Source organism: Streptomyces monashensis (genome assembly GCF_001866665.1).
GTDB lineage: Bacteria > Actinomycetota > Actinomycetes > Streptomycetales > Streptomycetaceae > Streptomyces > Streptomyces monashensis.
In genome coordinates this window covers 1-23,109 of record NZ_MLYO01000034.1, presented here as the reverse complement: position 1 = coordinate 23,109, position 23,109 = coordinate 1, and the positions used below count along the sequence as shown (strand labels likewise).

Genomic DNA, 23,109 nt, shown 5'->3' with positions numbered 1-23,109 from the left:
GCAAGGGCACTTCAGCCTCTCAGCGCTCGAACCTGCCGTTGTCGGCCCCCGAAGGCACCGCCCGTGTCGCGCCCCATCCGGCGCACGGAAGCACACGGGACGACGAGAGGGTTCCCGCCGGGCGAGTCATCCCCTTGCCGGAGCCGAGCGCTGGTGACCGGTCAGGCATCGACTCCGCCCCCGCGTTGCCCGTTCCGACCCGACGGTCGGGACCGTCCCCGCCAGGGAGCGGACGCCGGAGCCGCGACGCCCGGAGCGTGCGGACACGCCGCGGCCGCGGTGATCGCTCTGGAGCAGCTGATCGGCGACGCCACGGTCGGCGAGGTGCTCAGCCGGGCCCAGGTGGAGCACACCGACACGGCCGAACGCCAGTCCGCCTGGGCGCACGAGGACGTGCCGTCGCGTCCGCGACCTCCTAGCGGCTCGGGCCGGTCTGCGGCCCCGCGACGGGCGCAGGCGTCGGAGCGGAACCCCCGGACACGTTTGCGGTCGACCGTGGCGGCGCACGGCGCGTACCACCGGTCAGAGCAGCGGATACCTCCCTGTGCCGTAGCACTCCGCGGGCAGGGGGTCCGGACAGCCGTCGGGGTCGACGAGGTGCGCGACGACGTGTGCGGCGGTGCGGTGCCAGAACCGGACGCGGCGGAGCATCGCGTGATCACCGCCCCGGATGACGGCCATCGCCGCGCCGGCCGCCGTGCTCCGGGCCCGGCGCACGCAGTCGGCCGAGTCACCGAGGGAGGTGACCCGGTCCCGATCGCCGTGCAGGGCGACCACATGACGGCCGCTCAACTGGTGCACCGGCTCTCCCTTCGGCCACCAGGGCGCCAGACCGAGCACCGCACACACCTGAGGATGGCCCGCGGCATGCAGCGCGGCCCTCGCCCCCATGGAGTGTCCGATGAGGACAGTGGGCACCGGGCCGGCCAGCGCGGCGAGGTGGCGCAGCGCCTCGTCGGCGTCCGCCACCGGGTCGGCGCGGCCGCCGTTCCAGCCGCGTACGCGGTAGCGCACCTGGGCGATCAGCATGTCGCCGTGCGGCCGTGCGAGCGCGATGGCCCGCTGGAAGGGCGTCATGCGCAGGGCCGCGGGGTGCCAAGGGCGCGAGGGACGAAGGCTGGTCTCGCACCCGCCGTGCAGCAGGAGCACCGCGGCCCGTGGCCGGGCCGGGACCAGGCGTGGTACGAGGGCGGCGCCGGGCTCGGGAGGAGACGGGGTCACGTCCTGGTGCATGCTGGGCGCTCCCTCTCGGTCCGGCGGGTCGCGGATGCGGCGGCCCCGGCGCTCGCGTACCCGGTGGTGGCCTGCCCACGGCTCGGGCGCGGCCCGCAGTGTTCGCGTTGCCCGGGCCCGGGACGGGCGGCCTGTCGCGCGCCCGCCCAGCGTCGGGTGCCATCGCCGACAATCTATCCCGGCCGGCCGCCGGTACACACGGGCGGTGCCCCTGCTCCACCGGGAATACGGCCGCCCGCCACCGTGCCCACGCGCGGTCCGTATGGATACCGGTCTCCTCGGCCCGGCGGAGCACCTGGAGGACGGCGACGTCACCGACCGTGCCTGGAGACCGAGCAGGCTGTCCTGGCGAGAGTGGCGCGGGTGGGGGCTTGCGGACAGGGCTGCGGCCGTTGTCGGTCCCGACAGCTCTGGCGTTCTCGCGATCGCGGGACGGGCCCTCCTCCGCCGCGTGAAATGGTCAACTCCTCCTGGACTACCGCTGGGGCCGGCCGATGCCAGGTACGGGCGGGCAGCATGAGGTGCCCGAACAGGCAGAAGGGCGCGGTGTGCTGCGCCGGCGGCTGACCTGTGGTGCGGTATTCGGCCAGGTCCGATTGGTTTGTGCCATTCGTCGGCGATCCGCCTCCCGTACCGCCGAGGCGCCGCTACACATGAAGGCCAGGGTGGCGCAGCGCGTTCCCTGTGGGGTGATGGCCGGTCGTCGGGGGAGGTCTGGACGGTTGCTGACCATGGACGTGGCGGTGCTGCCCGCGGTCAACGCCTCTTTCAGGCTGCGGCGGCGTACCGAGGCCCGCAGTCGTTCCGACGGGAGGCCGACGGCCGTCATCGTCCTGGCGCTGGGTGTGCTGGTCGCCCCGAGCGGTGTCACGCAGGCCGGCCGGTGAGCCCCCGCACACGCAAGGGGCGGACGCCGGTGCGGCGGCGTAACCGGAGGCCCGCCAGGCGGCGCCGACGCGCGGACGACCGCCTGATCGGTCTCCTCCTGGCCGCGGTCGTGGGCATCGCCCTGGTGGTGGCCGTCGTCCACTGGCTGCTGGCGCACTGGTGGATTCTGGCCGTCGGCGCCGTGCTCGCGGCGCTGGTAGGCGGGGGCTGGTTCCACCAGCGGCGGCAGGGAGCACGGTGGGAAGCGGTTCGTGCGGAGGGCCTGCGGTACGGGCTGCCCGAGCTGGACGCCCTGCATCACACCCGGTTCGAGGACGCGGTACGGGACCTGATGCGCCGTGACGGCTGCCGGGACGCCCTCCGCGTCGGCGGCCGCGGGGACCTCGGCGCGGACGTGAAGGCCACCGACCCCTACGGGCGGCGCTGGGTGATCCAGTGCAAGCACCGGCGCAACGGCCTGACCGGCTCCGCGGTCGGCACACCGGACCTCCAGGTCCTCAACGGCACCGCCCGCCAGGTCCACGGCGCCGACGTCGCGGTGATCGTCACGAACGGCCGGGTGACCGCGCCCGCCGTGGCCTTCGCCCGACAGCAGCGGCTGCACGTCGTCGACCGCCACACCCTCGGCGCCTGGGCGTCCGGCTCACGTCCCCTGTGGGAGTTGCTCCGGGCGGTCCCGCCGCCACACGGCCCGTCCGGCCTTTCCTGAGGCAGCTCCGCCGCAGAGTGGCTCTGGCTATTTAGCCCCTGTCGAGCGGGCGGGGGAGTCTGGCATCGTGAGGAGCCCGGCCCGCTGCTCTCCCCCGTAGCGGCGGGCCGGGCCTTCGTTCGCCGCGGTGGCGATCGGCTCGCTCCGGCCGGCGCTGGACCCCGCTGCCCGACACGCCGTCTCGTCCCGCCCCGCCCCGTTGCCCCGTACTAGAGCAGGCCGGCCCGGGCCGCCTGGATGCCCGCCTGGAAGCGGGTCCGCGCGCCGAGGTCGTCCATGACCTCGTGCACCCAGCGCTGGACGGTGCGCGGTGAAACGCCCAACTGGCGCGCGATGCTGTCGTCGGTGAACCCTGCCGACAGCAGCGTCAGCAGTTCCCCTCGGCGGTTGCCCGCGCGGAGCGCCGGTCCGCCGGCGTCCGGCACCCGTACCGCCCGATGCCAGTACGCCTCGAACATCCCGGTCAGCGCGTCCAGCAGGGACGAGGCGCGGACCAGCACGGCGGCCTGCAACTCGGAGCCGGTGGCCACCGGCAGCATCGCCCACCGATCGTCCACCATGGCCAGCTTGCAGGGGAGTTCGGGCAGTATCCGCGCCTCCTCGCCGGCCGCGACGACCTCGCGGATCTCGGCGAGTCGGCCGGGGGCACTGACCGAGCCGGCCTCGTACACCGCGCGGATGCGCACGCTGCGGGCGAGCAGGGAGCGCTCCAGCTCGGTGTCGGTGGGGGATATGTGCGGGGGTTTGTCGAACAGCAGGAGATGCCGTCGCGCACCGTCCTGCATCTGCCGCCAGCGCTCGGCGATGGCCGCCTGTCCGGTGACCACCTCCACGAGGTCGGCGCTCTGCGGTGGCTGGGCCCTCCGGTAGGCCCGCATCAGCTCGCCCACCCGGCCTCGGGTGCGCAGCAGTTCCTCCTCCCGGCGCAGCAGCAGCGCCTCGACGGCGACATCGGGGGCCGTGGCCGACCAGCGGACCGGGACGCCGTCGTGCCGGGTCACCAGGCCCTGTCGTGCGAGCGCGGTCAGCAGCCGTTCGGCGCGGCCCGCGGTGATGCCTGACTCGGTGGCGAGATCGGCTGTCGTACAGTGCGCAGATGCGAGGACACGAAGATAGGTGTTCTGTTCCGCTTCAGGAATGCCGAGGCCTTCGAGCAGACCACCCGAAGCCGCGCGCATGGGCGCCGTCGGCTGGGCTCCGCCTGACACAGTGTGGAAACCGGCTGGGAACACCCTGACCGCCCTTCGGTTTCGGGTGGCGAGACGCGACGCGCGGTACTCACCACCCGGCCATTGTGTCATGTTCTCGCCATGGCGGGTTCCGGTTGGCGCCTGACTCTTGAGGGTTCACGCAGGCCACACCCACGATGAACCCCGGTCTGACAGGCCCCCGATCATCGACTCCATCCCCCACAGGAGACCGGTTACATGGGCACGAACACACAAGCCAGACACAGTCGTTTCACCGGCCGAGCGGCAGCCGCGGGTCTGCTCCTCGCCGCCGTCGCTCTCGTCCCGGCGTGTGCCGGAACGTCAGCGGCCGCCACCGGTACGGGTTTTGGCCCGTACCAGGGAGGATTCCAGGACAGCAACTGGGGCGGATACGTCGCCACCGGCAGCTTCGGCACCATCAGCGGCTCCTGGACCGAACCGCACGCCACGTGCAACAGCAGCAACGACCTGTTCGCCCCCTGGGTCGGCCTGGACGGCTACGGTTCCCAGACGGTGGAGCAGACCGGTGTGCAGACCGACTGCTCCAGCGGGTCGCCGGTCCTCTCCGCCTGGTACGAGATGTACCCTGCCGCCCCGGTGTACTGGAACGACCCCGTCTCCGAAGGCGACAGCATCACCGCCAAGGTGGTCTCCAACGGCGGCGGCAGCTACACGCTGACACTCACCGACAACACCAAGGGCTGGACCGAACACGTCAGCCAGAACCTCGGTGCCCACAACGCCAGCGCCGAAGCGGTCATCGAATCCCCCACGCAGAGCTATCCGTCCTTCAGCAAGCTGGACTTCTCGGGCGTGACGGTGGACGGCAAGTCGTTCGACGCGACGAATCCCCAGGCCTTCACCAGCGGCGGCTACACGCCGGGACCGCTGTCCGGCGGCTCCTTCTCCATGACGCCGAGCGGCACCGTCCGTGCGCCGCACACACCCGCCGAACGGCCGCCGGTCATCCGCTACTGATGGCAGGTCCGCGGTGACGCGGGAAGCGCAAGGAGCGCCCGGACCGCATGGTCCGGGCGCTCACGGCCACCGCCACGCAGGTGTCGGCCGACGTACCCGCCGACTCTTGAAACCGCGTGACGTGCGCCAGCGGTACGGCCCGATCCGGCCGGCGCCGTACGACGTGATCCGGGACCGGGTTGATGCACGAGTCGAGGCAGCCCTCTTCCTGCGCGGCCTGCGTGCGGCGGGTCGAGAAGAAGCCCGGCAAGCCGGACGGGGTCACGGCGACCGTCAGTCCGGCCACCGGGGCCCGGGCGAGCCATCCGCCGGAGATCGCCCCCGAGGAACGGCTCGCGGCGGTGGAGAAGGCCGGGTACACGGCAACCCTGCCCGCACCGCCCGAGCACCACGGGACCGCGCCGCGGTCGCTGGCCCGACCCGCCGTCAAGGAGGTCGCGCTACGGGACGGCGGCGGCTCCGAACGGCTCGTGCCGATCGAGGAGTTGGTGCCCGGGCAGTTCTTCAGGTCTTCGTCGTACGGACCGGAGAGTGCTTGGCCATGGACGGTGAGGTGGTGGAGGGCAGTCCGGCGGTGGACCTACGCGGTGGCCTTCGTGCCGGCGTTGGCCGTCAGCGCGCTCGGGTTCTGGCTCGGGGCCGGGACGGATCCGCATGCCGCGATCACCCCGTGCGTGGCCGTCCTGGTCGTCGCCTGTCCCTGCGCGCTGGGCCTGGCGACACCGACCGCGCTCATGGCCGCGACCGGGCGGGGCACACAGTTGGGCGTGCTCGTCAGCGGGCCGCTGGCGTCGGAGGGGTTCAGCACATCGACACGGCGGTGCCGGACAAGACCGGCACGCTCACCTCCGGCCGCGGCGGGAATCGCGCTCAGCCGGGACCGTATGACCGGCGGCGTGGCGGCCTACCGGACCGAGGCGGACTCAGGCCGCCGTCCCCGCGGGCGGGGCGTTGTCCATGCTGCCGGCGGGTGTGGACGTGACCTTGCGTGCTGCGGCGGGCTGGCAGGTGGGCGACCTCGTGCCGTTGAGGCATCCGGCGCAGCCGAGCCTGGGGCGATCTGATCGCCGAGCACCCCCACCCGCACGCCGTACGGCTATCCATCCACCCCCAGCCCAGCGGCGCCGCCACGTTGGGCATCCGCCTCCCGGACACCCCGGACGCGTGGACCACCCCATGGCACTCGGCCGCCCTCCACCGCACCGACGGCCCCTGGACTCTCATGCCCCGAGCCAGGGCGGCCCGACGGGGCAGGCTGGTCCAACGGGAGGGCAGGGACAGCGACGGCGCTGCGGGCCGCCGTCGACTACTGGTGGGCCCGCCACCAGCAAGAACGCGCCCGCCATCCGGCTCCTCACCTGAGCCTCGACCAGGTGCCGTTACCGGGCGAACCCGAGCATGCCCGAGATCTCGGACGTACCCTCAGAGGTCGTTGCCCGCATAGGAGAGATTGAAGCTCTTGTTCGTCAGGGGGAAGTCCGGGACGATCGTGTCGGCCAGCGCGACGGGCAGGGCGGGCCAGTTGAAGAAGGACGGGTCGACCGGTTTGACCCGGGCCAGGGTGCCGTCGGCGGCGAGTTCCACGCGCGTGGCGATGGTGCCGCGCCAGCCCTCCACCAGCCCCACACCGTCACGGACCTGGTCGCCGGGTGCGGGGGAGAGGCCCACGACGGTGTGCGCGGCGGTGAGGCCGTCGGCCAGGTGCCGGACCAGGGCGAGGGAGATGTCGATCTCCTCGGCGCGCAGGAGGAAGCGGGACAGGACATCGCCGTCGGTGTGGACGGGCACGTCGAGGTGTGGGCCGTAGTCGGTGAAGGGGTGTGCGGCGCGGGCGTCGTGGGCGAGGCCGCTGGCACGGGCGACGTAGCCGAGGCAGCCGATCTCCCGTGCCGCCCGGGTCTTCAGGACGGCGGTGCCGGTGAAGCGGTCGCGTACGGTCGAGTGGCCGAGGGCGAGGCCGGTGATCTCGCGAACGTCCTCGCCGATCGTCGCCAGGGCCCGCGGGTCGGGCACGGACCGGAGGACGGCTCCGCCGGGCACGACGCCGCCGCGCAGCAGCCGGTGGCCGGTGGTCCGCCGGTTCAGGCGCAGGAGCTGCTCGCGGACGCGCTGGGCGTGGGCGTTGAGGATGCCGTGGCCGACGTCGTTGCAGAGCATCCCGAGGTCGGCGACGTGGTTGTGGATCCGCTCCAGCTCCAGCAGCATCGCGCGCGCCTGCTGGGCCTTGGCGGGTACGGCGGTGCCGGTGGCCTCCTCGACGGCCAGGCAGTAGGCCAGGGCGTGGCCGACCGTGGTGTCGCCGCTGATGCGTTCGGCCAGCGGCAGACCGGCGGCGATCGTGCGGCCCTCGAAGAGCTTCTCGATGCCCTTGTGCACGAACCACAGACGGGCCTTGAGCCGGAGGATCGTCTCGCCGACGACGGAGAAGCGGAAGTGGCCGGGCTCGATGAGCCCGGCGTGCACGGGGCCGACGGGGATCTCGTAGACGCCGTCGCCCTCGACCTCCAGGAAGGGATAGGGACCCTCCTGCTCGCCGAAGGGCGGCGGGGGACCGGCGTCGGGATGCATCGGGTACCAGCCGCGGGGCCAGTGGAAGTGCCGTACCAGACGGTGGGGCAGGGGGTGGTCCTGCGGAACGATGCCGAACAGGTCGCGCATCTCGCGTTCGAACCGGCCTGCGGGGAAGGAGAGATGGGCCAGGGTCGGCAGCGCGGGCCGGTCGGGATCGAGGCGGACGTGCAGTTCGGTGCGGGTGTCGGGCGGCCCCGCCGCGAACAGGTACACCACCCGGATGCCGCGTTCGTCGTGATGGGCGGCGACCAGGGCGAGGCGATGCCCGCCGGTCAGCAACTGTGCGACCCGCCGGGGCAGTCCGGCGGCGGCGATGTCCTCTGTGGTGCGCATCGGGGTCAGCGGTCTCCGATCGCCTGGGCGGCGGCGTGCAGTAGGTCGGTGAGCGGGCCGAGCCCCACGCCCAGGGCGGCGCAGGCTGTCAGTCCCAGGGCCAGCGGCCAGATTCCCGGCTCCGTCGCACCCGGGGAGCCCGCCGCCGTGGGGGCGGGGCCGAGGAGCATCCGTGCGGTGCGGGCGGCGAGCGCGGCGAAGGCGGTGAGCACCAGCAGCAGCGCCGCCGAAGTGACCCAGGCCAGCACGGTTCCGGCGGTGAAACCGGCGCGGGCGATGCCGAGTTCGGAAGCGAAGAGGCTGAACGGCGGAAACGCCAGCAGCGCGACGACCGCGAACCCGAACACCCCGCCCACGGACGGCGCCCGGGCGAGCAGCCCGTTCACCCGGCCGATCCTGCTGGTGCCGGTCAGGTGGAGGATGCGGCCGGAGGCGCAGAACGCGGCGGACTTGGCCAGCCCGTGGCCGGCGATGTGCAGCAGTACGGCGGACAGGGCCAGCGGGCTGCCGATCGCCGCACCGAGGGCGATCAGGCTCATGTGTTCCATGGACGAATAGGCCAGCATCCGTTTGTAGTCCCGCTGACCGAGGAGCAGACCGGCCGCGAGGGCGAGGGTGAGCAGCGCGATCCCGGCGAGCAGGACGCGTGTGAAGTCGGCGCCGAGGGCGGCGTCGGCGATGGCCCGGTAGCGCAGGATCGCTGCGAAGGCGACGGAGAGCAGGACCCCGGACATGAGCGCGGAGACGGGCGCGGGTGCCTGGCTGTGGGCGTCGGGCAGCCAGGCGTGCAACGGGATCAGACCGGCCTTGGCGCCGAAACCGAGGATCACGAGGGTGATGCCGAGCCGGGTGACGGACGGGTCGAGCCGGTCGGCGTGGGCGGCGAGCGTGGGCCAGTCCAGGGCCCATGCCTCGGCGATGCCGGCCTGGCGGGCCGCGTAGTAGAGGAGCACGGTGCCGAGGAACGCGAGCGCGATGCCGGCGGAGCAGATCACCACGTACTTCCAGGCGGCCTCCACCGAGGTGCGGGTGCGACGGTGCCCGACGAGGAACGCGGTGACGATGGTGGTGGCCTCGATGGCGACCCACAGCACACCGAGGTTGGCGGTCAGCACGGCCAGGCACATCGCGGCCAGGAACGACTGCACGAGCACCTGGTAGTGCCAGCCGGTGCGCGCGCTCGCCCGTCCGGCGGCGCGTTCGCCCGCCAGATACCCGGGCGCCGCCCCGCAGGCGATGAGCGCGACGGAGCCGACGACGAGCAGCATCCACGCGGTCAGGGCATCGGCGCGCAGCAGCCCCGAGCAGGCGGAGACGGGTCCGGCACCGAGGACGTCCACCGCCAGCAGACTCCCGCACAGCACGATCACGACGGGCGGGACGAGCCCGGCCCAGTCCGCCGGATGACGATGCCGCGGCTGCGCGGGAAAGGGTTCCGCGGCCGGGACCGACGGGAGCCGGTCGTGCGAACGGACCGCTGCCGGGCGAGGCATGCGTGCGTGGGGCAGGGCACAGGCGGCCGCGACGACCAGCGGTGCCGCGACGGGGGCGGTCAGCAGCAGCGCCGCCCCATGTGACAGATACGGCATCAGTCGTGCAGCTCCCGCAGGTCGTCGATGTCGGTCGTGCCGAACGCCTCCCGCACACGCGTGGTGAGGATCTGCAGCACCAGCACCGCGAGCAGTACGTCGAAGGAGACCCCGAGTTCGACGATGACGGGGACACCGGAGGTGGCCAGGAAGGCGGTGGCGGTGATGCCGTTGTCCAGCAGCAGGAAGCCGACCACCTGGGCCAGGGCGCGCCTTCGGGTGACCAGCACGAAGAAGCCGATCAGGACGACGGCGAGACCGACCGGCAGGGCGCGGGTGGCCGGCGTCGGGTTCAGCTCGGTCAGGGGCCGGGCGACCGCGTAGGCGAGCAGGGTCAGCAGGGCCGCGGTGAGCAGGGAGGCGGCGACGTTGACCAGCGGCTGGGTCTCGCGGACCTCGTCGCTGCCACGGTCGGCGGCCGACACGGCCAGGGCACGCCGGATCAGGTACGGCAGGACGCCCGCGCGCAGCACCCCCACGGCAAGGGCCACCAGGATCAGGTCCCACCGTGCCTCGTGGGCGCCGAGCAGCAGGCCGACGGCGGCCAGCGCGACGCCCTGGAGGGCGAAGACCCGGACGATCGCTGCGAGTTCGCGCCCCCACAGCACGAGGACGGCCGCCAGGAGGAAGGCGCCGCAGGCCAGGTCGAGGAGCTGGGTGTAGAGGCCGGCGCTCATGAGGCTCCGTTCAGGAAGTACGAGGCGGTCACGGCGAGCAGCGCGAGGAGGAAGGAGCCGGCGAGCAGTTCCGGAACGCGGAACAGGCGCACCTTGGCCCAGAACACCTCGGCCGCCGCCAGCACGGCTCCCAGGACGGCCACCTTGACCGCGAACAGCACCGCCGCCACGACCAGGGACGTCCAGGAGAGGCCGGTGGCGATGCCCCACGGCACGAACAGGGAGGACAGCAAGCCCAGCAGCAGGGTCAGCCGCATCTGCGCGCCGAGTTCCACCAGCGCGAGGTCGGGCCCGGCGTACTCCAGCACCATCGCCTCGTGGATCATGGTCAGTTCGAGGTGGGTCGAGGGGTTGTCGACCGGGATCCGGCTGGTCTCCGCGAGCACGGCGACCGCGAGGGCGGCCACGGCCAGCAGCCCGGCGGGGGAGGCGAGGCGGGCCGGGGAGTGGATGGCTCCGGAGACGATCGCGGGGACGTTGGTGGTCCCGGCCGGTATCGACAGCGCGAACACCGACAGCAGCAGGGTCGGCTCCACCAGGGAGGCGACCGTCATCTCCCGCGAGGCGCCCATCCCGCCGAACGCCGTGCCGGTGTCCAGCCCGGCCAGGGCGAGGGCCAGGGTGCCGAGCGAGACCAGTGCCACCACGACGATCAGGTCGGCGTGCCCGCTCACCGGGGTGTCGGTGGACAGCAGCGGCACCAGCGCGCCAGCCACCACGGTGGTGGCGACCAGCAGGGCGGGCGCGGCCCGGAACGCGGGGCCGGTCCCCACCGGCGTGATCGGCTCCTTGCGCAGCAGTTTGCGCGTGTCCCGCCAGGGCTGGAGCACCCCGGCGCCGGCCCGGCCCTCCAGCCGGGCCCGCACCTGCCGCATCCACCCGGTCAGCAGCGGCGCCCCCGCCGCCAGGACCACCACTTGGCCGACGACGGCCGCGTACCCGATCGTGTTCCTCACCAGCCCACCACCAGTGCCAGCAACAGGACGACCAGCCCGGCGAAGCCGTAGCCGAGATACAGGTGCACACTGCCGCCGGCCAGGCGCCGGGCCGCCCGCCCGGTCGAGGCCAGCGCGCGCAGCACCGGCTCGTACAGGCGGTGCTCGATCCGGTCGGGGACCCGGTGCTGGAAGCGCACGCGTTCCACCAGGTACGCCGACTCGCGCACCGGGGTGACGTCCACGTCCTGCTCGGGGGCGAGGACGTCGTCGAAGACGCGCTGCAGTGGCTCGGCGAACGAGGTCGCCGTGTACGTCATGCGCGGGGTCGGCGCCCCGCCCCCGCAATCCCACAGCCGGGCGTTCACGCGCCGCCGACGCCGTCCGTAGAGCCGGGGCAGGCCGGTCGCGAGCACGATCGCGGCGGTGAGGGCGGCCACCACCCACAGCGGCTCCAACCGGGCGGAGATGTCCGTCAGCCGTACCCCGAGCCCGCCCCAGGTGAGCGCCCCGCTGCCGGGCAGCCCGACGGCGCCCACGGCCCGGTCGAGTCCGTGCCCGAGCAGGCCCGGCACCAGCGCCAGCGCCACGACTCCGGCGGCGAGCAGGGTCATCCCGGCGAGCATCAGCGGTGGTGCCTCCCGCGCCGCAGCCGCCCGCTCGTCGCGCGGCCGGGCGAAGAATCCGACACCGAGGGCCTTGACGAACACGGCCGCGGCGATCCCGGTCGACAGCGCGATCAGCGCCACCGACAGGGGGAGTACGACGGCGACCGCGACGCCGGGCACCGCCAGGCCGTGGACGAGGGACTGCAGAAGCAGCCACTCACTGATGAAGCCGTTGCCCGGCGGCAGCGCCACCGCGCCGAGCGCGGCGAGCGCGAACAGGGCGGCGGTGACGGGCATCCGGGCACGCAGCCCGCCCAGCCGGTCCAGATCACGCAGACCGGTGGCCCGCAGCACCGATCCGGCCGCGCAGAACAACAGGGCCTTGAACGCCGCGTGGTTGACCACGTGCAGCAGCGCCGCCGCCAGGGCCAGCGCGGCCAGCGGCTTGTCGCCGTGCGCGGCGAACAGCCCGGACGCCCCGACTCCGGTCAGGACCAGCCCCATGTTCTCGCTGGTCGAGTACGCCAGCAGCCGTTTGAGGTCGGACGCCATCGCCGCCTGCAAGATGCCGTACACGGCGCTTGCCCCGCCCATCGCCAGCAGCCCCAGCCACCACCACGCCGGACCACCGCCCAGCAGATCGAGCCCGGTGCGGACCAGGCCGTAGATGCCGAGATTGACCATGGCGGCGCTCATCAACGCCGAGACGGGACTGGGCGCTTCGGGATGGGCACGGGGGAGCCAGGCGTGCAGCGGGACGGCGCCCGCCTTCGAGGTGAACGCCAGCGCCACGAGAACGAAGACGAGCCCGCGCACGGTCGGCGGGATGCCGTGTGCGCCCGCTCGCAGCGTCGCGAAGGTCTCCCCGCCCGCCTGCGCGGCGAACAGCGCGAACCCGGCCAGCAGCAGCACCAGCCCGAGGTGGGTCATCACCGCGTACCAGGTGCCCGCCTGCCGTACGGACGGGCTCCCCCGCTCTCGGCTTCGCCCGAGCGGGAGGTGCCCCCCTCGGTGCTCGGCCAGCACCAGGAACAACGAGGTGAGCGCCATCAGCTCCCACAGCAGCAGGAACGTGGACACCGCCGCCGCCACCGGTACGAGAACCAGGCTGAGCGCGAACACCGGCAGCACCGCCTGCGCTGTGCGCGAGCCGAGCCCGTGCGCGCCGTGCCCGGTCGCGTACCCGATGCCGTACACCGCGACCGCGGCCAGGACCGCCCCCGCCACGGCCATGAACAGTCCTGCCAGCGCATCCACCGCCACATGCGCCCCGGCCAGCGGCACCAGCCCGGAGTAGACGGCCCTCCACCGGCTTCCGCCCAGCGCGGCCACACCCGCCGTGCCGCCCGCAACGCCCACACCGGCTGTCAGAACACCGACGACAGCGACGCGCAGCCGGTACGGCAGGCCAAGCCCGGCCAGCGCCCCGGTAGCGGCCAGTGCGGTGGCCGTCGCGAGGGCGGCCGGAATCGCGCTCACCGACCGGTCACCCTCCTGAGCGCCGCCACGATCGCCTCCGGCTCCGGCGGGCACCCCGGCACCGCCAGATCCACCGGTACGACATCGGCGACCGCGCCCTCGACGCCGTACCCGCCGGCGAACTCCCCGCAGTTGATCGCGCAGTCCCCGACCGCGACCACCAGCCGGGGCTCGCCCATCGCTGCCACGGTGCGGCGCAGCGGCGCGGCCATGTTCCGGGTCACCGGGCCGGTCACCAGCGCCACGTCCGCGTGCCGGGGCGAGGCCACCTGCCGGGCGCCGTACCGCTCGGCGTCGTACACCGGGTTGAACGCGGCGGCGATCTCGATCTCGCAGCCGTTGCAGGAACCCGCGTCCACGCAGCGCACCTGGACCGAGCCGCCCAACTGCCGTGCGCTGGGCTGTACTTGACCTTCGGGGCGTGGCGGTGCGGGCTCGGCGACCCGGCCGGTGGTCCGGATCTTGCGCAACAGGCCCATGTACCTCTCCTGGCTGGTGATGCGGGCTTCCGCAGGTGACCAACCAGGCGACCAGCGGCAGAAGTTACGACGCTTTTCCGGTGTTTTGCCTATTTTCAGCAGGCTTTGCCGCTTGCTGTACGGCCCAGGACCGGGCCGGAACGGTTTCGTGTGCCGGCAGGGGGATGGCGGACGGGGATCGGGGGTTGAGGGAGCGATCGTCTCCCGGGTCCGCCTCCCGGGAGGCGATCGCCGTCCTGTGCCGTCGAGCGCGACGGCCGCCGGTCACGGGGCCGGCGTCACGACGGAGGCTTCCGTTGCGGCTGGGCCGCCTTCAGGTCGGCGAGCAGCTCGGCCTGCCCCGCCAGCACGCCGGACAGGATCGACCGCGCCACGCGCAGCAGCTCCGCCACCTCCGGGCTGGCGAGGGAGTAGTACACGTTCGACCCCTCCTTGCGGGTACGCACCAGGTTCGCCCGCCGTAGCACGGCCAGCTGCTGGGACAGGTGCGAGGGCTCGACCTTCACCTCGGGCAGCATCTCCGCGACCGCGTGCTCGCGCTCGCTCAGCAACTCCAGGACACGGATGCGGACCGGATGGCCGAGCGTCTTGAAGAACTCGGCCTTCAGCTGGTACAGCGGCGTACTCACCGTGCCGTCCCCCGTCCAGCAGGGCACGGCCTGACCGGCCGGTGCACTCGGCATCGCATCCACCCACTCGTCAAGAACATGCGACCCATCCTCGCGCCTGGCACGGGCGGAACCGAACCCGCGCATCCCCTCGACGGCCACCTGCATGTGCGCGAACTCGGCCGCTGACGTACGGGCTCAGGCCTTCTTGACGACGCTGGACTTCAGCTGCATGGCGCCGAACCCGTCGATCTTGCAGTCGATGTCGTGGCCGTCCACGCCGTCCTCGATGAGCCGGATGTTGCGCACCTTGGTGCCCGCCTTGATACCCGTCGGGCTCCCCTTGACCTTGAGGGTCCTGACCACGGTGACGGTGTCGCCGTCGGCGAGCACGTTGCCGACCGAGTCCTTGATCAGCTTGTCCCCGCCGCTGTCGCCGGGAGCGTCGGACGACGACCACTCGTGACCGCACTCGGGGCAGACGAGAAGGGCGCCCATCTCGTACGTGAACGTGCTGGAGCATTCAGGGCAGGGAGGCAGAGTTTCGCTCATGGGACCGATGTCTTTCTCTTGGTGAGTCGATACGTGAATCGATACGAACGTGAGGCGGGGGTCAGGCGGGCCAGCCGTCGGTGCGCCACTCCTGCTGCCCCTCCGGTACCGGCCCCCGGCCGTGCGCGGCGAGGGCGGCGTCCAGGTCGCAGTGGACCGGGATGTCCGGGCAGTCGGCGGTCGGGACCAGGGAGCCGTCGGCCGGGATGGCGGCAAGTTCCAGGCCACGCCCGGAGCCGGCGAGCCGGCGGGCGGCCTCGGTGATGGCCAGCTGGCCTTCGGCGGACCAGCCGCGCAGTTCGGTCAGGTCGAGGACGACCGGACCGCTGCCGCGGGCGACGACCCAGCCGATCGCGCCGGTGAAGCGGCGTACCGCGTCGGGGCCGAGATAGCCGGCGACCGAGAGGATGCCGAGCTCCTGCTCGATGGTGTGGCGCCAGTCGATGGTCATGCGGGGGAACTTCCTTGTATTGCTGCGGGGTGCTGCCGGAGGCATAGGGGAGTGCGGCCGGGGGTCACAAGGGCAGGGTGACCCAGATGGTCTTGCCCTTGCCGTCGCAGTCGCCCCGGACCACCGCGGTGCCCGCGCAGCCGAGGACGAGCTCCATCACGGTACCCAGACCGCCGCTTCCGGTGCCGGTGACCGACGCGTACAGCGCGGGCTGGTGGGGGTGACGGTCGTGGACGCCGTAGGCCAGGCAGTCCCGGCCCGCGGCGTAGTACACGGTGAGCTCCGGGGAGTGCGTCGCTGCGTGCCGCACGCTGTTGGTGACCAGCTCGCTCAGGATCAGCAGGGCCGGGTCCACGATGGGGTGCCGCAGTCCGATGCCCCATTCCACCAGAGCCTGCTCAGCGGTCTCACGGGCCACCCGGACCGCCGCCGGCAGGGTCGGCACCGTGAGCACATGCCGGTGCGGCAGGGCCTCCAGCCGCGTGCTCATCGCTTCTCCGCTCCCCGGACCAGGCGGAACCCGGTGACCGTCTGCGGGTGGACGCGCACGAGCGTGTCGTGCGGGCCGTGCGTCCAGCCGGACAGCGTGCGCCGGTGGTGGGCGGCCTCGTCCGGATCGGTGATCACCTCGGCCGAGCCGGTCGCGGTCACGGTCCAGCCGGTGCCGACGGTTCCCCGGATGTCGTCCGCCTGATAGGTCACGGTCGGTGGGACCGCGGCCGACTGGACGGGGGCGCGCACGACCAGTCGGCCGTACTCCCACACGTGCCGGGCGGGGCGAACGACGGTCACGTCCCGCCGGACGAACACCAGACGCCCCAGCTGTGCGGTTTCCAGGAGCCACAGTGCCTCCGCGCCGGAGACCTCGACCAGGCGCGGGGTGGTGGAGGGTGTGCTCATCGGACGGCTTCCTCGCAGATGTCCGTGCTCTTCGGGACGGTGTTCTTCGGGTCGGTCTTCTGGGCGGGGACGGCGGCAACGACACCTGCCAGCTCCAGGTGATCGCGCGCGGCCCGGATCGCCTCCGGCGTGGTGGCGTACTCCCGGCCCTCGTGCCGCAGCAGATCGAGGGCGCCGACGGAGTCGAGGGCCCTGCGCTGACCGGGACGTATGCCGGAGGCCAGGACGAGGATGCCGCGCCGCCGCAGCCTCTCCACCGCGTCCTTCAGGACGAGGGCGCCGGTGGCGTCCATGGTCGACACGCGCGACATCCGCAGGACGACGACCCGGATCTCGGCCACCTCGGTCAGTTCCAGCAGGAAGCGGTGGGCGGCGGCGAAGAACAGCGGACCGTCGATGCGGTACGCCACGATGTGCTGGGCCAGAAGCGCGTGTTCCTCGGCGGTGTGGTCACCGCGGTCCAGGGGCACCGCGCCGAACCGGGCCTGCTTGGCCACCGCCCGCAGGGCGAGCGCGCCGGCCACGACCAGGCCGATGACGACGGCGTAGACGAGATCGAGGGCGAGGGTCGCGACCGCGGTGAGAACGAGTATCAGGGCATCGGACCGGGTCGCCTTCGCCATCGCCTTCAGCGAGCCGACCTCGACCATGCGGATCGCGGTGGCGATGAGCACACCCGCCAGCGCGGCCAGCGGGATCCTGGACACCAGGGGTGCCGCGGCGAAGACGATCACCGCCAGCACGGCGGCATGGGTGAGGGCCGCCAGCCGGGAGCCGGCGCCGGTGCGTACGTTGACCGCCGTGCGGGCGATCGCGCCGGTGGCCGGGACACCGCCGAACAGCGGGGCGGCGATGTTGGCCAGCCCCTGGCCGAGCAGCTCCCGGTCCGGGTCGTGCCGCTGCCCCACCGTCATCGCGTCGGCGGCGGCCGCGGACATCAGTGACTCCAGCGCGGCCAGTGCGGCCACCGCCACGGCCGGAGCGAGCAGCGAGCCGAGCGCACCGGGATCGAGGAAGGACAGTGAGGGCGCGGGCAGCCCCGAGGGCAGCTCCCCGATCGGCTTCACATCCAGGTGAGCGGCCTGAGTGACGACGGTGGCGGCGATCACGGCGACGATGGAGAACGGCACGGCCGGCCGCCAGCGCCCGGCCGCGAGCATGAGCACGACCACGCAGGCCGCGAGAGCGAGGGCGGTCCAGTTCGGCGCCTTCACGAACTCCGCGACGGCGTGCCAGGTGACGACGAGGACCTTGTCACCGTCGGGCTTGGGCACGCCGAGCGCGTTCGGCACCTGCTGGAGCCCGATCACCCCGGCGATGCCGAGGGTGAAGCCCTCGATCACGGGCGCCGGCACGTACTGCATGTAGCGACCGGCCCGGAACAGGGCGAGGACGACGAGCATCACGCCGGCCATCAGCCCCACCGTGAGCACGGCGGTCGGACCGTACCGGGCGACGATCGGCACCAGGACGACCGTCATGGCGCCGGTCGGCCCCGACACCTGGAGATTCGACCCGCCGAACACGGCGGCCAGCGCGCCCGCGACCACGGCGGTCGCCAGACCCGCTTCGGCGCCCAGCCCGGACGACACCCCGAAACCGAGGGCGAGGGGCAGGGCGACGATCGCCACGGTGAGACCGGCGAGCAGGTCCCGGCGCGGATCACGTCGAATCCGGGCCACATCGGCGGGGGACGGCAGCAGCGAGGTGATCCGCGACCGGACCGCCCGGCCGAGAGATGTGCTCATCGGGTGACGACCTCGGATTCCCGCAGCTCGGCCAGCAGTTCGTTGCGCCCGGCGAGCATCTCGGTCAGGATCCGCCGCGCGGCTTTCATCAGGTCGGCCACATCGCCGCCGGCCAGCTCGTACGTCACCGTCGAGCCGGTCCGGGTGGCGGTGACGATCCCCGAGCGGCGCAGCACCGCCAGCTGCTGCGAGAGGCTGGAAGGCTCCACCTCGATGGCGGCCCGCAGCTCGCGCACCGGCATCGCCCCGTCCTGCAACAGCTCCAGCACACGGATGCGCACCGGATGCCCCAGCATCCGGAAGAACTCCGCCTTCGCCTGATACAGCGGAACCGACACGATCCCTCAGCTTCCCTCACAGAGCCCCGGGCGCGGGGCGGACGTCAGACGTACAGAAGCTGCGCCCGCGACTACCTGCGAGCACAGCCAATACAGCATCTAACCAATTGCAGAATTTTGCAATTCAGCGATCCATTGAGAGCTGCCCCCTGGAGCGGGTTTCAGCCCGTCCGGCCCGACAGCCCGGGCGCCTGACCGCAGGAGCCGAAGTCCTCCTCGTAGGAGCGGCGCAGCATGAGGTCGGACTCGGTCGGCCGCGACTGCACCGGCGGTTCCTCCGGAGCGCGCGCGGGCCGTCTTCGGGCTCGGCTTCCTCGAAGTCGCCGGTGCCGAGGATGTAGGGCACGGGGGTGTCCTCAGACGCAAGGGCGCCGCAGCCGGGGTGTCCGTCGTGTGCCACGACGGCGGCCAACGACCCCATGGGCAATGGGAGTTGCCGGCCATCCGCTCCACAGAGGCACCATATCCCTGCACGTCATCCCTGCACGCAAGGACCGATGGGCACGCTTCGCGCGGTCCTGCACGGGGCCGTTGGGCGACCACACCGCTGCACCGGGCAGTTCCTCGGATGATCCTCTACTGCCCGATCCGGGACCGTATCCACGACACTGACGATCTGCCGGCGCAGACGGAAACGGACCACGCGGGACGCGTACGCACGGTCGGCGATCCACGCCACCAGGAAGGAGTCCGCACCATGCTGGACGGCTGCACCCCGCTCCTGCCCGAGAGCAACGGCCGCTATTACGACCACGGTTACTACCGGGGCGCCGCCCTCCCGCAACTCCTCGCCGAGCACGCCCGCACGTACGCCACGCGCACGGCCCTCGTCCACGGCGACCGTCGCCTCACCTACCGCGAACTGAACCGCCGCGTCGACCGCGTGGCGGCCGGGCTCACGCTGCGGGGCATCCGTCCCGGCGACCGGGCGATCGTCCAACTGCCGAACGTGCCCGAGTTCGTCATCACCGTCTACGCCCTGATGCGGGCCGGCGCCCTTCCGGTGTTCGCGCCCACCTCCCACCGCGCCGACGAGATCGGATGTCTCGCACGTCTCACCGAAGCCGCCGCGTACATCGGCCCCAGCATCCACCACGGCTTCGACCACGCCGCGATGGCCGCGGAGATCAGCGTCGGCAATCCACGTCTGCGCCGTGCCTTCACCCTTGACGACCCCGAAGGCACCCGAGGCATCCACGGAGGCTTCACCACCGCAGCCAGCGGATGCCTGTTCTTCCCCCTTCGCTCCCTCGACGCGCCGCGCGACCCGGACCGCACGTACAACCCCGACGACGTCGCGTTCTTCCTGCTGTCCGGCGGGAGCACAGCCGCACCGAAGCTCGTCCCGCGTACCCACAACGACTACGCCTACCAGACCCGAGCCGCAGCCGAACTGATCGGCCTCGGCCCGGAAGACGTCTACCTCGCGGCCCTCCCGGCCACGTCCAACCTCACCTTCGGCTGCCCCGGCATCGTCGGCACCCTCGCCACCGGCGGCACCGTCGTACTGATCGACCTGATCGACGACCCGGATCCCGCCGCCTTCCGAGCGATCGAGACGGAGAAGGTGACCGTCACCTCCCTCGTCCCCGCCGTCGCGCACCGGTGGCTGGACGCCCTCCTCGACGGCCCGTACGACCTCTCCGGCCTGCGCCTCATCCAGACCGGCGGCGCACGCCCCCACCCCGAACTGACGGCGCGCATCCCACCGGCCTTCGACTGCCGCGTCCAACAGGTCTTCGAGATGGCCGAGGGACTGCTCACCCTCACCCGCCTCACCGACACCGACGATGTCATCCAGCACACGCAGGGTCGCCCCCTCTCGCCCGGGGACGAGATCCGCATCACCGACTCGCACGGCACCGACGTACCGCCAGGCACTCCCGGACAGCTCTGGACCCGAGGCCCCTGCACCCTGCGCGGCTACTACAAAGCCCCCGACCAGAACACCCGGTCCTTCACCCCCGACGGCTTCTGCAAGACCGATCACCTCGCCCGCCTCACCGAAGACGCCAACCTCGTCGTCGTAGGCCACACGGCCACGGGCTCCGCCCTCGCGAGCCCCGGCAACCCGCACCCTCACTGAAGCCGGCATGGCCCCGTGTGGGGCGGGAACCTGGTCAACGCCGCCTGTGAGGGCCCAGATTGAGCAGGACCGTGCCGAGATGGTCGGACGTGAGGGCCGGCGTCGGCAGAGGGGGCGCGGCCGGGCGGGCGCGAAGGCCGTCGAGGAGGAGGGCGAGCGGGCGGGACCAGGCATCCGGGGCGACCGTGGTGAGTGCGGGAACAGCCCGGCCCAGTGCTGCCAGCGCGAAGAGCAGGTCCTCGGTGGTCACGTCGGGGCGGATGGTGCCCTGCTCCTGACCGCGCCGGATCAGTCCGTCGATGGTGGTGCGGTTGTGGGCGTGGATCGCCTCCAGGGAGGTGACGCCTTCGAGGTGCGTGGTCATGAGGTCGTTGGTGCCGCGGTCTGCCGCCAGGCCCGCGAAGACGGTTCGCAGGTATTCCGTCAGTCCCGTCCACGCGTCTTCCGCGGTTCGTGCCCGGTCGCCCGCCGCTGTGGTTTCGGTGAGCGCATCCCGGAAGACCTCGTCGACCAGCGCGGCACGGTTCGGAAAGTGGCGATAGAGGGTGGCGTTGCCCACGCCCGCCCGCCGGGCGATGTCATCGAGGGGGGCATCCAGGCCCTGTTCGGCGAAGACCTCGCGGGCCTTGTCCGTCAGCAGCTTCCGATTGCGCAGCGCATCGCGGCGTCCTACCGGCGGACGGTCACCCATGATGTCTCCCTTCACCTCGATTCCCGTACCGGGGAGCGTTCCCCGGTACGGATGTTATCGTCAACCATCGCAAGCGGGGACGGTTCCCCGTTCCGCTTCCCGCCAGACGCGCCGTTCGCGGCCGTCCACGGGCATGCGGTTCACGGAATGCTGTGCACAGGTAAGGGGGAGACATGCCCGACACCGCACTCGTGCTCGGCGGCGGCGGACCGGTGGGCGGGGCCTGGCTGGCCGGAGCGCTCGCAGGGCTCACCGAGGCGGGGATCGATCTCCGCAGCGCCGACGTCGTGATCGGCACCTCCGGCGGTGCCGTCTTCGGATCCCGGCTCCTGGCCGGTGTCCCGGCTGCGGATCTGTATGAGCGCCAGCTGTCCGGAGCGGACGCGGTCCGACTGCCGGTGACCGCGCGTCAGACGGCGCGCTTCCTCTGGGCGGCGCTCGGTTCCCGCGATCCCGAGCGGTCCGTCCGACGCCTCGCCCGGGCAGCGCGACGCGCCCGGACCGGCCCGGAGGCGGAGGTCTTCGACACGGTCGGCGCCCTTCTGGGCGACGTCCGTGACTGGCCCGAGCGAGAGCTGCGGATCACCGCGGTCGACGCGCGGACCGGACAACTCGAGGTGTTCGACTCACGTTCCGGGGCGACGCTCCTCGAAGCGGTCGCGGCGAGCTGCGCCGTACCCGTCGTATGGCCCCCCGTCACCGTAGCGGGCCGACGCTGGATGGACGGCGGCAGCCGCTCGACCGCCAACCTCCAGCTCGCGCGCGGATGCCGCCGAGTGCTGGCGGTCGTGCCGATCCCGCAGGCGATCGGGCCGCATCCGAGCGCCTCGCAGCAGGCCACGGAACTGTCCGACGACGGCACGCGCGTCCTCCTGCTGACCCCGGACCGGGCTGCGCGCCGCACGATGGGCCGCAACATGGCGGACGACACGCGTCGCCCGGCCGCCGCCCGCGCGGGCCGCGCCCAGGCCAGTGCCCTGGCCCCTTCGGTGGGCGACGTCTGGCAGGGGTGATGTGACGGCAACGGCCACGGCGGGCCGAGGCCGGGGCGCGGCGGAGAGGCTCGGAGCCACAAGCCGGACGTCGGCTCGGATCGCCGGCCTGCCGCTGCGAGAGCTGCGAGGGCGCGGGTCGGCCGGACGGCCAGGCGCGGTTCAGGGTCGACGGGTGCTTCCATGAAGCCCGCCTCGGCCTGCCCGCTCCGGGTGACACGTCGGCAATCGGCACACTCGGATCTTGCCAGGGTCGACGTGCTGTTCTGCTGGTCGGTCAGGCTCTTCCACATCGCTCTTCGATCCGGCGCCGGCCGGTCGGGGCCGTTCAGCGTGTCGGATCTCGAACCCCAGGTCTGGCCCCTGCCGGTCGGTGAGTTCCCTCCAGGGGAAAGCCAGGACTGCAGCCCGATCGCAGGGGGCCGGTCTCCCTAGCAGCCGTCAGTACGGGGGGTGGACCGCATAACAGAGCAGGACTGCTTCAAGTACCGTTCGTCAGCGAAGCGTTTGACGTGTGGGAAGAGGCTGTGCCGTTGGCCGACGTCAGCGGCACGCACGCACATGTGACTGACTGAACGACACCGATCGCGCCCCCGTCCAGTCGACCGGCTGACGCATCGCCACCCTGCGGCGCCTGCTGTGCGGTCTCCGGCACTTCCTTTCCGGTACCACGGATCAACGTGCGGATTTCGCAGCGACACGCGGTCGGCAGAGGGTGAGCAGGCGTCAGTAGATGATCCGGAAGGCCTAAAAGTCATTCAATAGGCCTTTTTATCCGGTTACTTCACGCCCCTCGCTGGGTGGCAGGTCGGGTCACATATACCCCGATCGGCCCCCCGTCTCAAATCTTCGATATGACCGATATGACAGCTGTGAGTACGTTTGATCGCAGTCGGCTGACGAGCCGACATCTCCGAGAGACAAGACGGGAGAAGCGACATGAAGCTCGCTCGTTCCACCATGGTGACCGCCTCTGCCGGAGCCGCCGCGGCACTCGCCGTCACCGGCATCACCTACGCCTCGGCGGCCTCCGCCCCGGCGCCCCAGGCGGCC

At 72.3% G+C, this 23,109-nt stretch carries 21 protein-coding genes and 2 pseudogenes; 7 read left to right on the top strand and 16 right to left on the bottom strand.

Annotated features, from left to right (window positions below; genetic code table 11):
* Positions 1-522: 522 nt before the first annotated feature.
* Positions 523-1,233, bottom strand: coding sequence for an alpha/beta hydrolase (locus BIV23_RS20565; RefSeq protein WP_071382373.1), 711 nt, complete (start codon positions 1,231-1,233; stop codon positions 523-525).
* Positions 1,234-1,955: 722 nt separating this feature from the next.
* Between BIV23_RS20565 and BIV23_RS50400 the strand changes: the two genes are divergently transcribed.
* Together BIV23_RS50400 and BIV23_RS20555 are read left to right on the top strand one after the other, a co-directional pair.
* Positions 1,956-2,120: a hypothetical protein gene (locus tag BIV23_RS50400; RefSeq protein ID WP_177239975.1), complete on the top strand. Its 165-nt coding sequence runs from the start codon at positions 1,956-1,958 to the stop codon at positions 2,118-2,120.
* A 29-nt stretch (positions 2,121-2,149) separates the two neighbouring features.
* Complete coding sequence (locus tag BIV23_RS20555; RefSeq protein WP_071382372.1) at positions 2,150-2,830, top strand: restriction endonuclease; 681 nt, start codon at positions 2,150-2,152, stop codon at positions 2,828-2,830.
* Between the two features lie 209 nt (positions 2,831-3,039).
* Here the strand turns inward: BIV23_RS20555 and BIV23_RS20550 are convergent, their stop codons facing one another.
* A complete protein-coding gene (locus tag BIV23_RS20550; protein WP_071382371.1) occupies positions 3,040-4,008 on the bottom strand; it encodes a helix-turn-helix domain-containing protein in 969 nt (322 codons plus the stop codon).
* Positions 4,009-4,257: 249 nt separating this feature from the next.
* On the opposite strand from BIV23_RS20550, the gene BIV23_RS20545 reads away from it, so the two are divergent.
* From BIV23_RS20545 to BIV23_RS51980, 3 genes and pseudogenes are all read left to right on the top strand, one after another.
* On the top strand, positions 4,258-5,019 hold the full coding sequence (locus BIV23_RS20545; RefSeq protein WP_071382370.1) for a G1 family glutamic endopeptidase: 762 nt from the start codon (positions 4,258-4,260) through the stop codon (positions 5,017-5,019).
* Positions 5,020-5,201: 182 nt separating this feature from the next.
* Positions 5,202-5,872: pseudogene (locus tag BIV23_RS46475) on the top strand (heavy-metal-associated domain-containing protein); the annotation flags it as partial.
* Between the two features lie 180 nt (positions 5,873-6,052).
* Positions 6,053-6,301, top strand: a pseudogene (locus tag BIV23_RS51980) (L-tyrosine/L-tryptophan isonitrile synthase family protein); the annotation flags it as partial.
* A 140-nt stretch (positions 6,302-6,441) separates the two neighbouring features.
* Here the strand turns inward: BIV23_RS51980 and BIV23_RS20530 are convergent.
* The 13 genes from BIV23_RS20530 to BIV23_RS20470 all read right to left on the bottom strand — a co-directional run bounded on the left by BIV23_RS20530 (position 6,442) and on the right by BIV23_RS20470 (position 18,287).
* Complete coding sequence (locus tag BIV23_RS20530) at positions 6,442-7,923, bottom strand: hydrogenase large subunit (protein ID WP_071382367.1); 1,482 nt, start codon at positions 7,921-7,923, stop codon at positions 6,442-6,444.
* A 5-nt stretch (positions 7,924-7,928) separates the two neighbouring features.
* Positions 7,929-9,512, bottom strand: a complete 1,584-nt coding sequence (locus tag BIV23_RS20525) for a proton-conducting transporter transmembrane domain-containing protein (protein WP_071382366.1) — start codon at positions 9,510-9,512, stop codon at positions 7,929-7,931.
* On the bottom strand, positions 9,512-10,189 hold the full coding sequence (locus BIV23_RS20520; RefSeq protein WP_071382365.1) for a hypothetical protein: 678 nt from the start codon (positions 10,187-10,189) through the stop codon (positions 9,512-9,514). Before BIV23_RS20520 ends, BIV23_RS20525 begins: the two co-directional genes overlap by 1 nt.
* Positions 10,186-11,145 carry a respiratory chain complex I subunit 1 family protein gene (locus BIV23_RS20515; RefSeq protein WP_071382364.1) on the bottom strand — a complete coding sequence of 320 codons (960 nt, stop codon included), beginning with the start codon at positions 11,143-11,145 and terminating at the stop codon, positions 10,186-10,188. Before BIV23_RS20515 ends, BIV23_RS20520 begins: the two co-directional genes overlap by 4 nt.
* The gene (locus BIV23_RS20510; protein ID WP_071382363.1) at positions 11,142-13,211 is read right to left on the bottom strand and encodes a proton-conducting transporter transmembrane domain-containing protein; all 2,070 of its coding nucleotides are present in this window, start codon (positions 13,209-13,211) and stop codon (positions 11,142-11,144) included. The genes BIV23_RS20515 and BIV23_RS20510 overlap by 4 nt, the downstream gene beginning before the upstream one ends.
* Positions 13,208-13,690 carry an NADH-quinone oxidoreductase subunit B family protein gene (locus tag BIV23_RS20505; RefSeq protein ID WP_071382362.1) on the bottom strand — a complete coding sequence of 161 codons (483 nt, stop codon included), beginning with the start codon at positions 13,688-13,690 and terminating at the stop codon, positions 13,208-13,210. The genes BIV23_RS20510 and BIV23_RS20505 overlap by 4 nt, the downstream gene beginning before the upstream one ends.
* A 278-nt stretch (positions 13,691-13,968) precedes the next feature.
* Entirely contained in the window at positions 13,969-14,319 is a 351-nt protein-coding gene (locus tag BIV23_RS20500) for an ArsR/SmtB family transcription factor (protein WP_071382481.1), read from the bottom strand.
* A gap of 177 nt (positions 14,320-14,496) precedes the next feature.
* Entirely contained in the window at positions 14,497-14,850 is a 354-nt protein-coding gene (locus BIV23_RS20495) for a zinc ribbon domain-containing protein YjdM (RefSeq protein ID WP_071382361.1), read from the bottom strand.
* Positions 14,851-14,911: 61 nt separating this feature from the next.
* Positions 14,912-15,301, bottom strand: coding sequence for an STAS domain-containing protein (locus BIV23_RS20490; protein ID WP_071382360.1), 390 nt, complete (start codon positions 15,299-15,301; stop codon positions 14,912-14,914).
* 64 nt (positions 15,302-15,365) lie between these two features.
* Positions 15,366-15,791, bottom strand: coding sequence for an ATP-binding protein (locus tag BIV23_RS20485; RefSeq protein ID WP_071382359.1), 426 nt, complete (start codon positions 15,789-15,791; stop codon positions 15,366-15,368).
* A complete protein-coding gene (locus BIV23_RS20480; RefSeq protein ID WP_071382358.1) occupies positions 15,788-16,201 on the bottom strand; it encodes a pyridoxamine 5'-phosphate oxidase family protein in 414 nt (137 codons plus the stop codon). The genes BIV23_RS20485 and BIV23_RS20480 overlap by 4 nt, the downstream gene beginning before the upstream one ends.
* Positions 16,198-17,949 carry a SulP family inorganic anion transporter gene (locus BIV23_RS20475; RefSeq protein WP_071382357.1) on the bottom strand — a complete coding sequence of 584 codons (1,752 nt, stop codon included), beginning with the start codon at positions 17,947-17,949 and terminating at the stop codon, positions 16,198-16,200. Before BIV23_RS20475 ends, BIV23_RS20480 begins: the two co-directional genes overlap by 4 nt.
* On the bottom strand, positions 17,946-18,287 hold the full coding sequence (locus BIV23_RS20470) for an ArsR/SmtB family transcription factor (protein WP_071382356.1): 342 nt from the start codon (positions 18,285-18,287) through the stop codon (positions 17,946-17,948). The genes BIV23_RS20475 and BIV23_RS20470 overlap by 4 nt, the downstream gene beginning before the upstream one ends.
* A gap of 568 nt (positions 18,288-18,855) precedes the next feature.
* On the opposite strand from BIV23_RS20470, the gene BIV23_RS20465 reads away from it, so the two are divergent.
* A complete protein-coding gene (locus BIV23_RS20465; RefSeq protein ID WP_245790585.1) occupies positions 18,856-20,373 on the top strand; it encodes an AMP-binding protein in 1,518 nt (505 codons plus the stop codon).
* A 34-nt stretch (positions 20,374-20,407) separates the two neighbouring features.
* Here BIV23_RS20465 and BIV23_RS20460 read toward each other — a convergent pair whose 3' ends face one another.
* Entirely contained in the window at positions 20,408-21,064 is a 657-nt protein-coding gene (locus BIV23_RS20460) for a TetR/AcrR family transcriptional regulator (RefSeq protein ID WP_071382479.1), read from the bottom strand.
* A 173-nt stretch (positions 21,065-21,237) separates the two neighbouring features.
* On the opposite strand from BIV23_RS20460, the gene BIV23_RS20455 reads away from it, so the two are divergent.
* Entirely contained in the window at positions 21,238-22,077 is an 840-nt protein-coding gene (locus tag BIV23_RS20455; protein ID WP_071382355.1) for a patatin-like phospholipase family protein, read from the top strand.
* Positions 22,078-23,109 lie beyond the last annotated feature (1,032 nt).

Coding starts and splice junctions, on each gene's coding strand:
- BIV23_RS20565 (WP_071382373.1), bottom strand. CDS start 1,233: ATGCACCAGGACGTGACCCCGTCTCCTCCCGAGCCCGGCGCCGCCCTC.
- BIV23_RS20550 (WP_071382371.1), bottom strand. CDS start 4,008: ATGCGCGCGGCTTCGGGTGGTCTGCTCGAAGGCCTCGGCATTCCTGAA.
- BIV23_RS20545 (WP_071382370.1), top strand. CDS start 4,258: ATGGGCACGAACACACAAGCCAGACACAGTCGTTTCACCGGCCGAGCG.
- BIV23_RS20530 (WP_071382367.1), bottom strand. CDS start 7,923: ATGCGCACCACAGAGGACATCGCCGCCGCCGGACTGCCCCGGCGGGTC.
- BIV23_RS20525 (WP_071382366.1), bottom strand. CDS start 9,512: ATGCCGTATCTGTCACATGGGGCGGCGCTGCTGCTGACCGCCCCCGTC.
- BIV23_RS20520 (WP_071382365.1), bottom strand. CDS start 10,189: ATGAGCGCCGGCCTCTACACCCAGCTCCTCGACCTGGCCTGCGGCGCC.
- BIV23_RS20505 (WP_071382362.1), bottom strand. CDS start 13,690: ATGGGCCTGTTGCGCAAGATCCGGACCACCGGCCGGGTCGCCGAGCCC.
- BIV23_RS20495 (WP_071382361.1), bottom strand. CDS start 14,850: ATGAGCGAAACTCTGCCTCCCTGCCCTGAATGCTCCAGCACGTTCACG.
- BIV23_RS20490 (WP_071382360.1), bottom strand. CDS start 15,301: ATGACCATCGACTGGCGCCACACCATCGAGCAGGAGCTCGGCATCCTC.
- BIV23_RS20485 (WP_071382359.1), bottom strand. CDS start 15,791: ATGAGCACGCGGCTGGAGGCCCTGCCGCACCGGCATGTGCTCACGGTG.
- BIV23_RS20480 (WP_071382358.1), bottom strand. CDS start 16,201: ATGAGCACACCCTCCACCACCCCGCGCCTGGTCGAGGTCTCCGGCGCG.
- BIV23_RS20475 (WP_071382357.1), bottom strand. CDS start 17,949: ATGAGCACATCTCTCGGCCGGGCGGTCCGGTCGCGGATCACCTCGCTG.
- BIV23_RS20465 (WP_245790585.1), top strand. CDS start 18,856: ATGATCCTCTACTGCCCGATCCGGGACCGTATCCACGACACTGACGAT.
- BIV23_RS20460 (WP_071382479.1), bottom strand. CDS start 21,064: ATGGGTGACCGTCCGCCGGTAGGACGCCGCGATGCGCTGCGCAATCGG.
- BIV23_RS20455 (WP_071382355.1), top strand. CDS start 21,238: ATGCCCGACACCGCACTCGTGCTCGGCGGCGGCGGACCGGTGGGCGGG.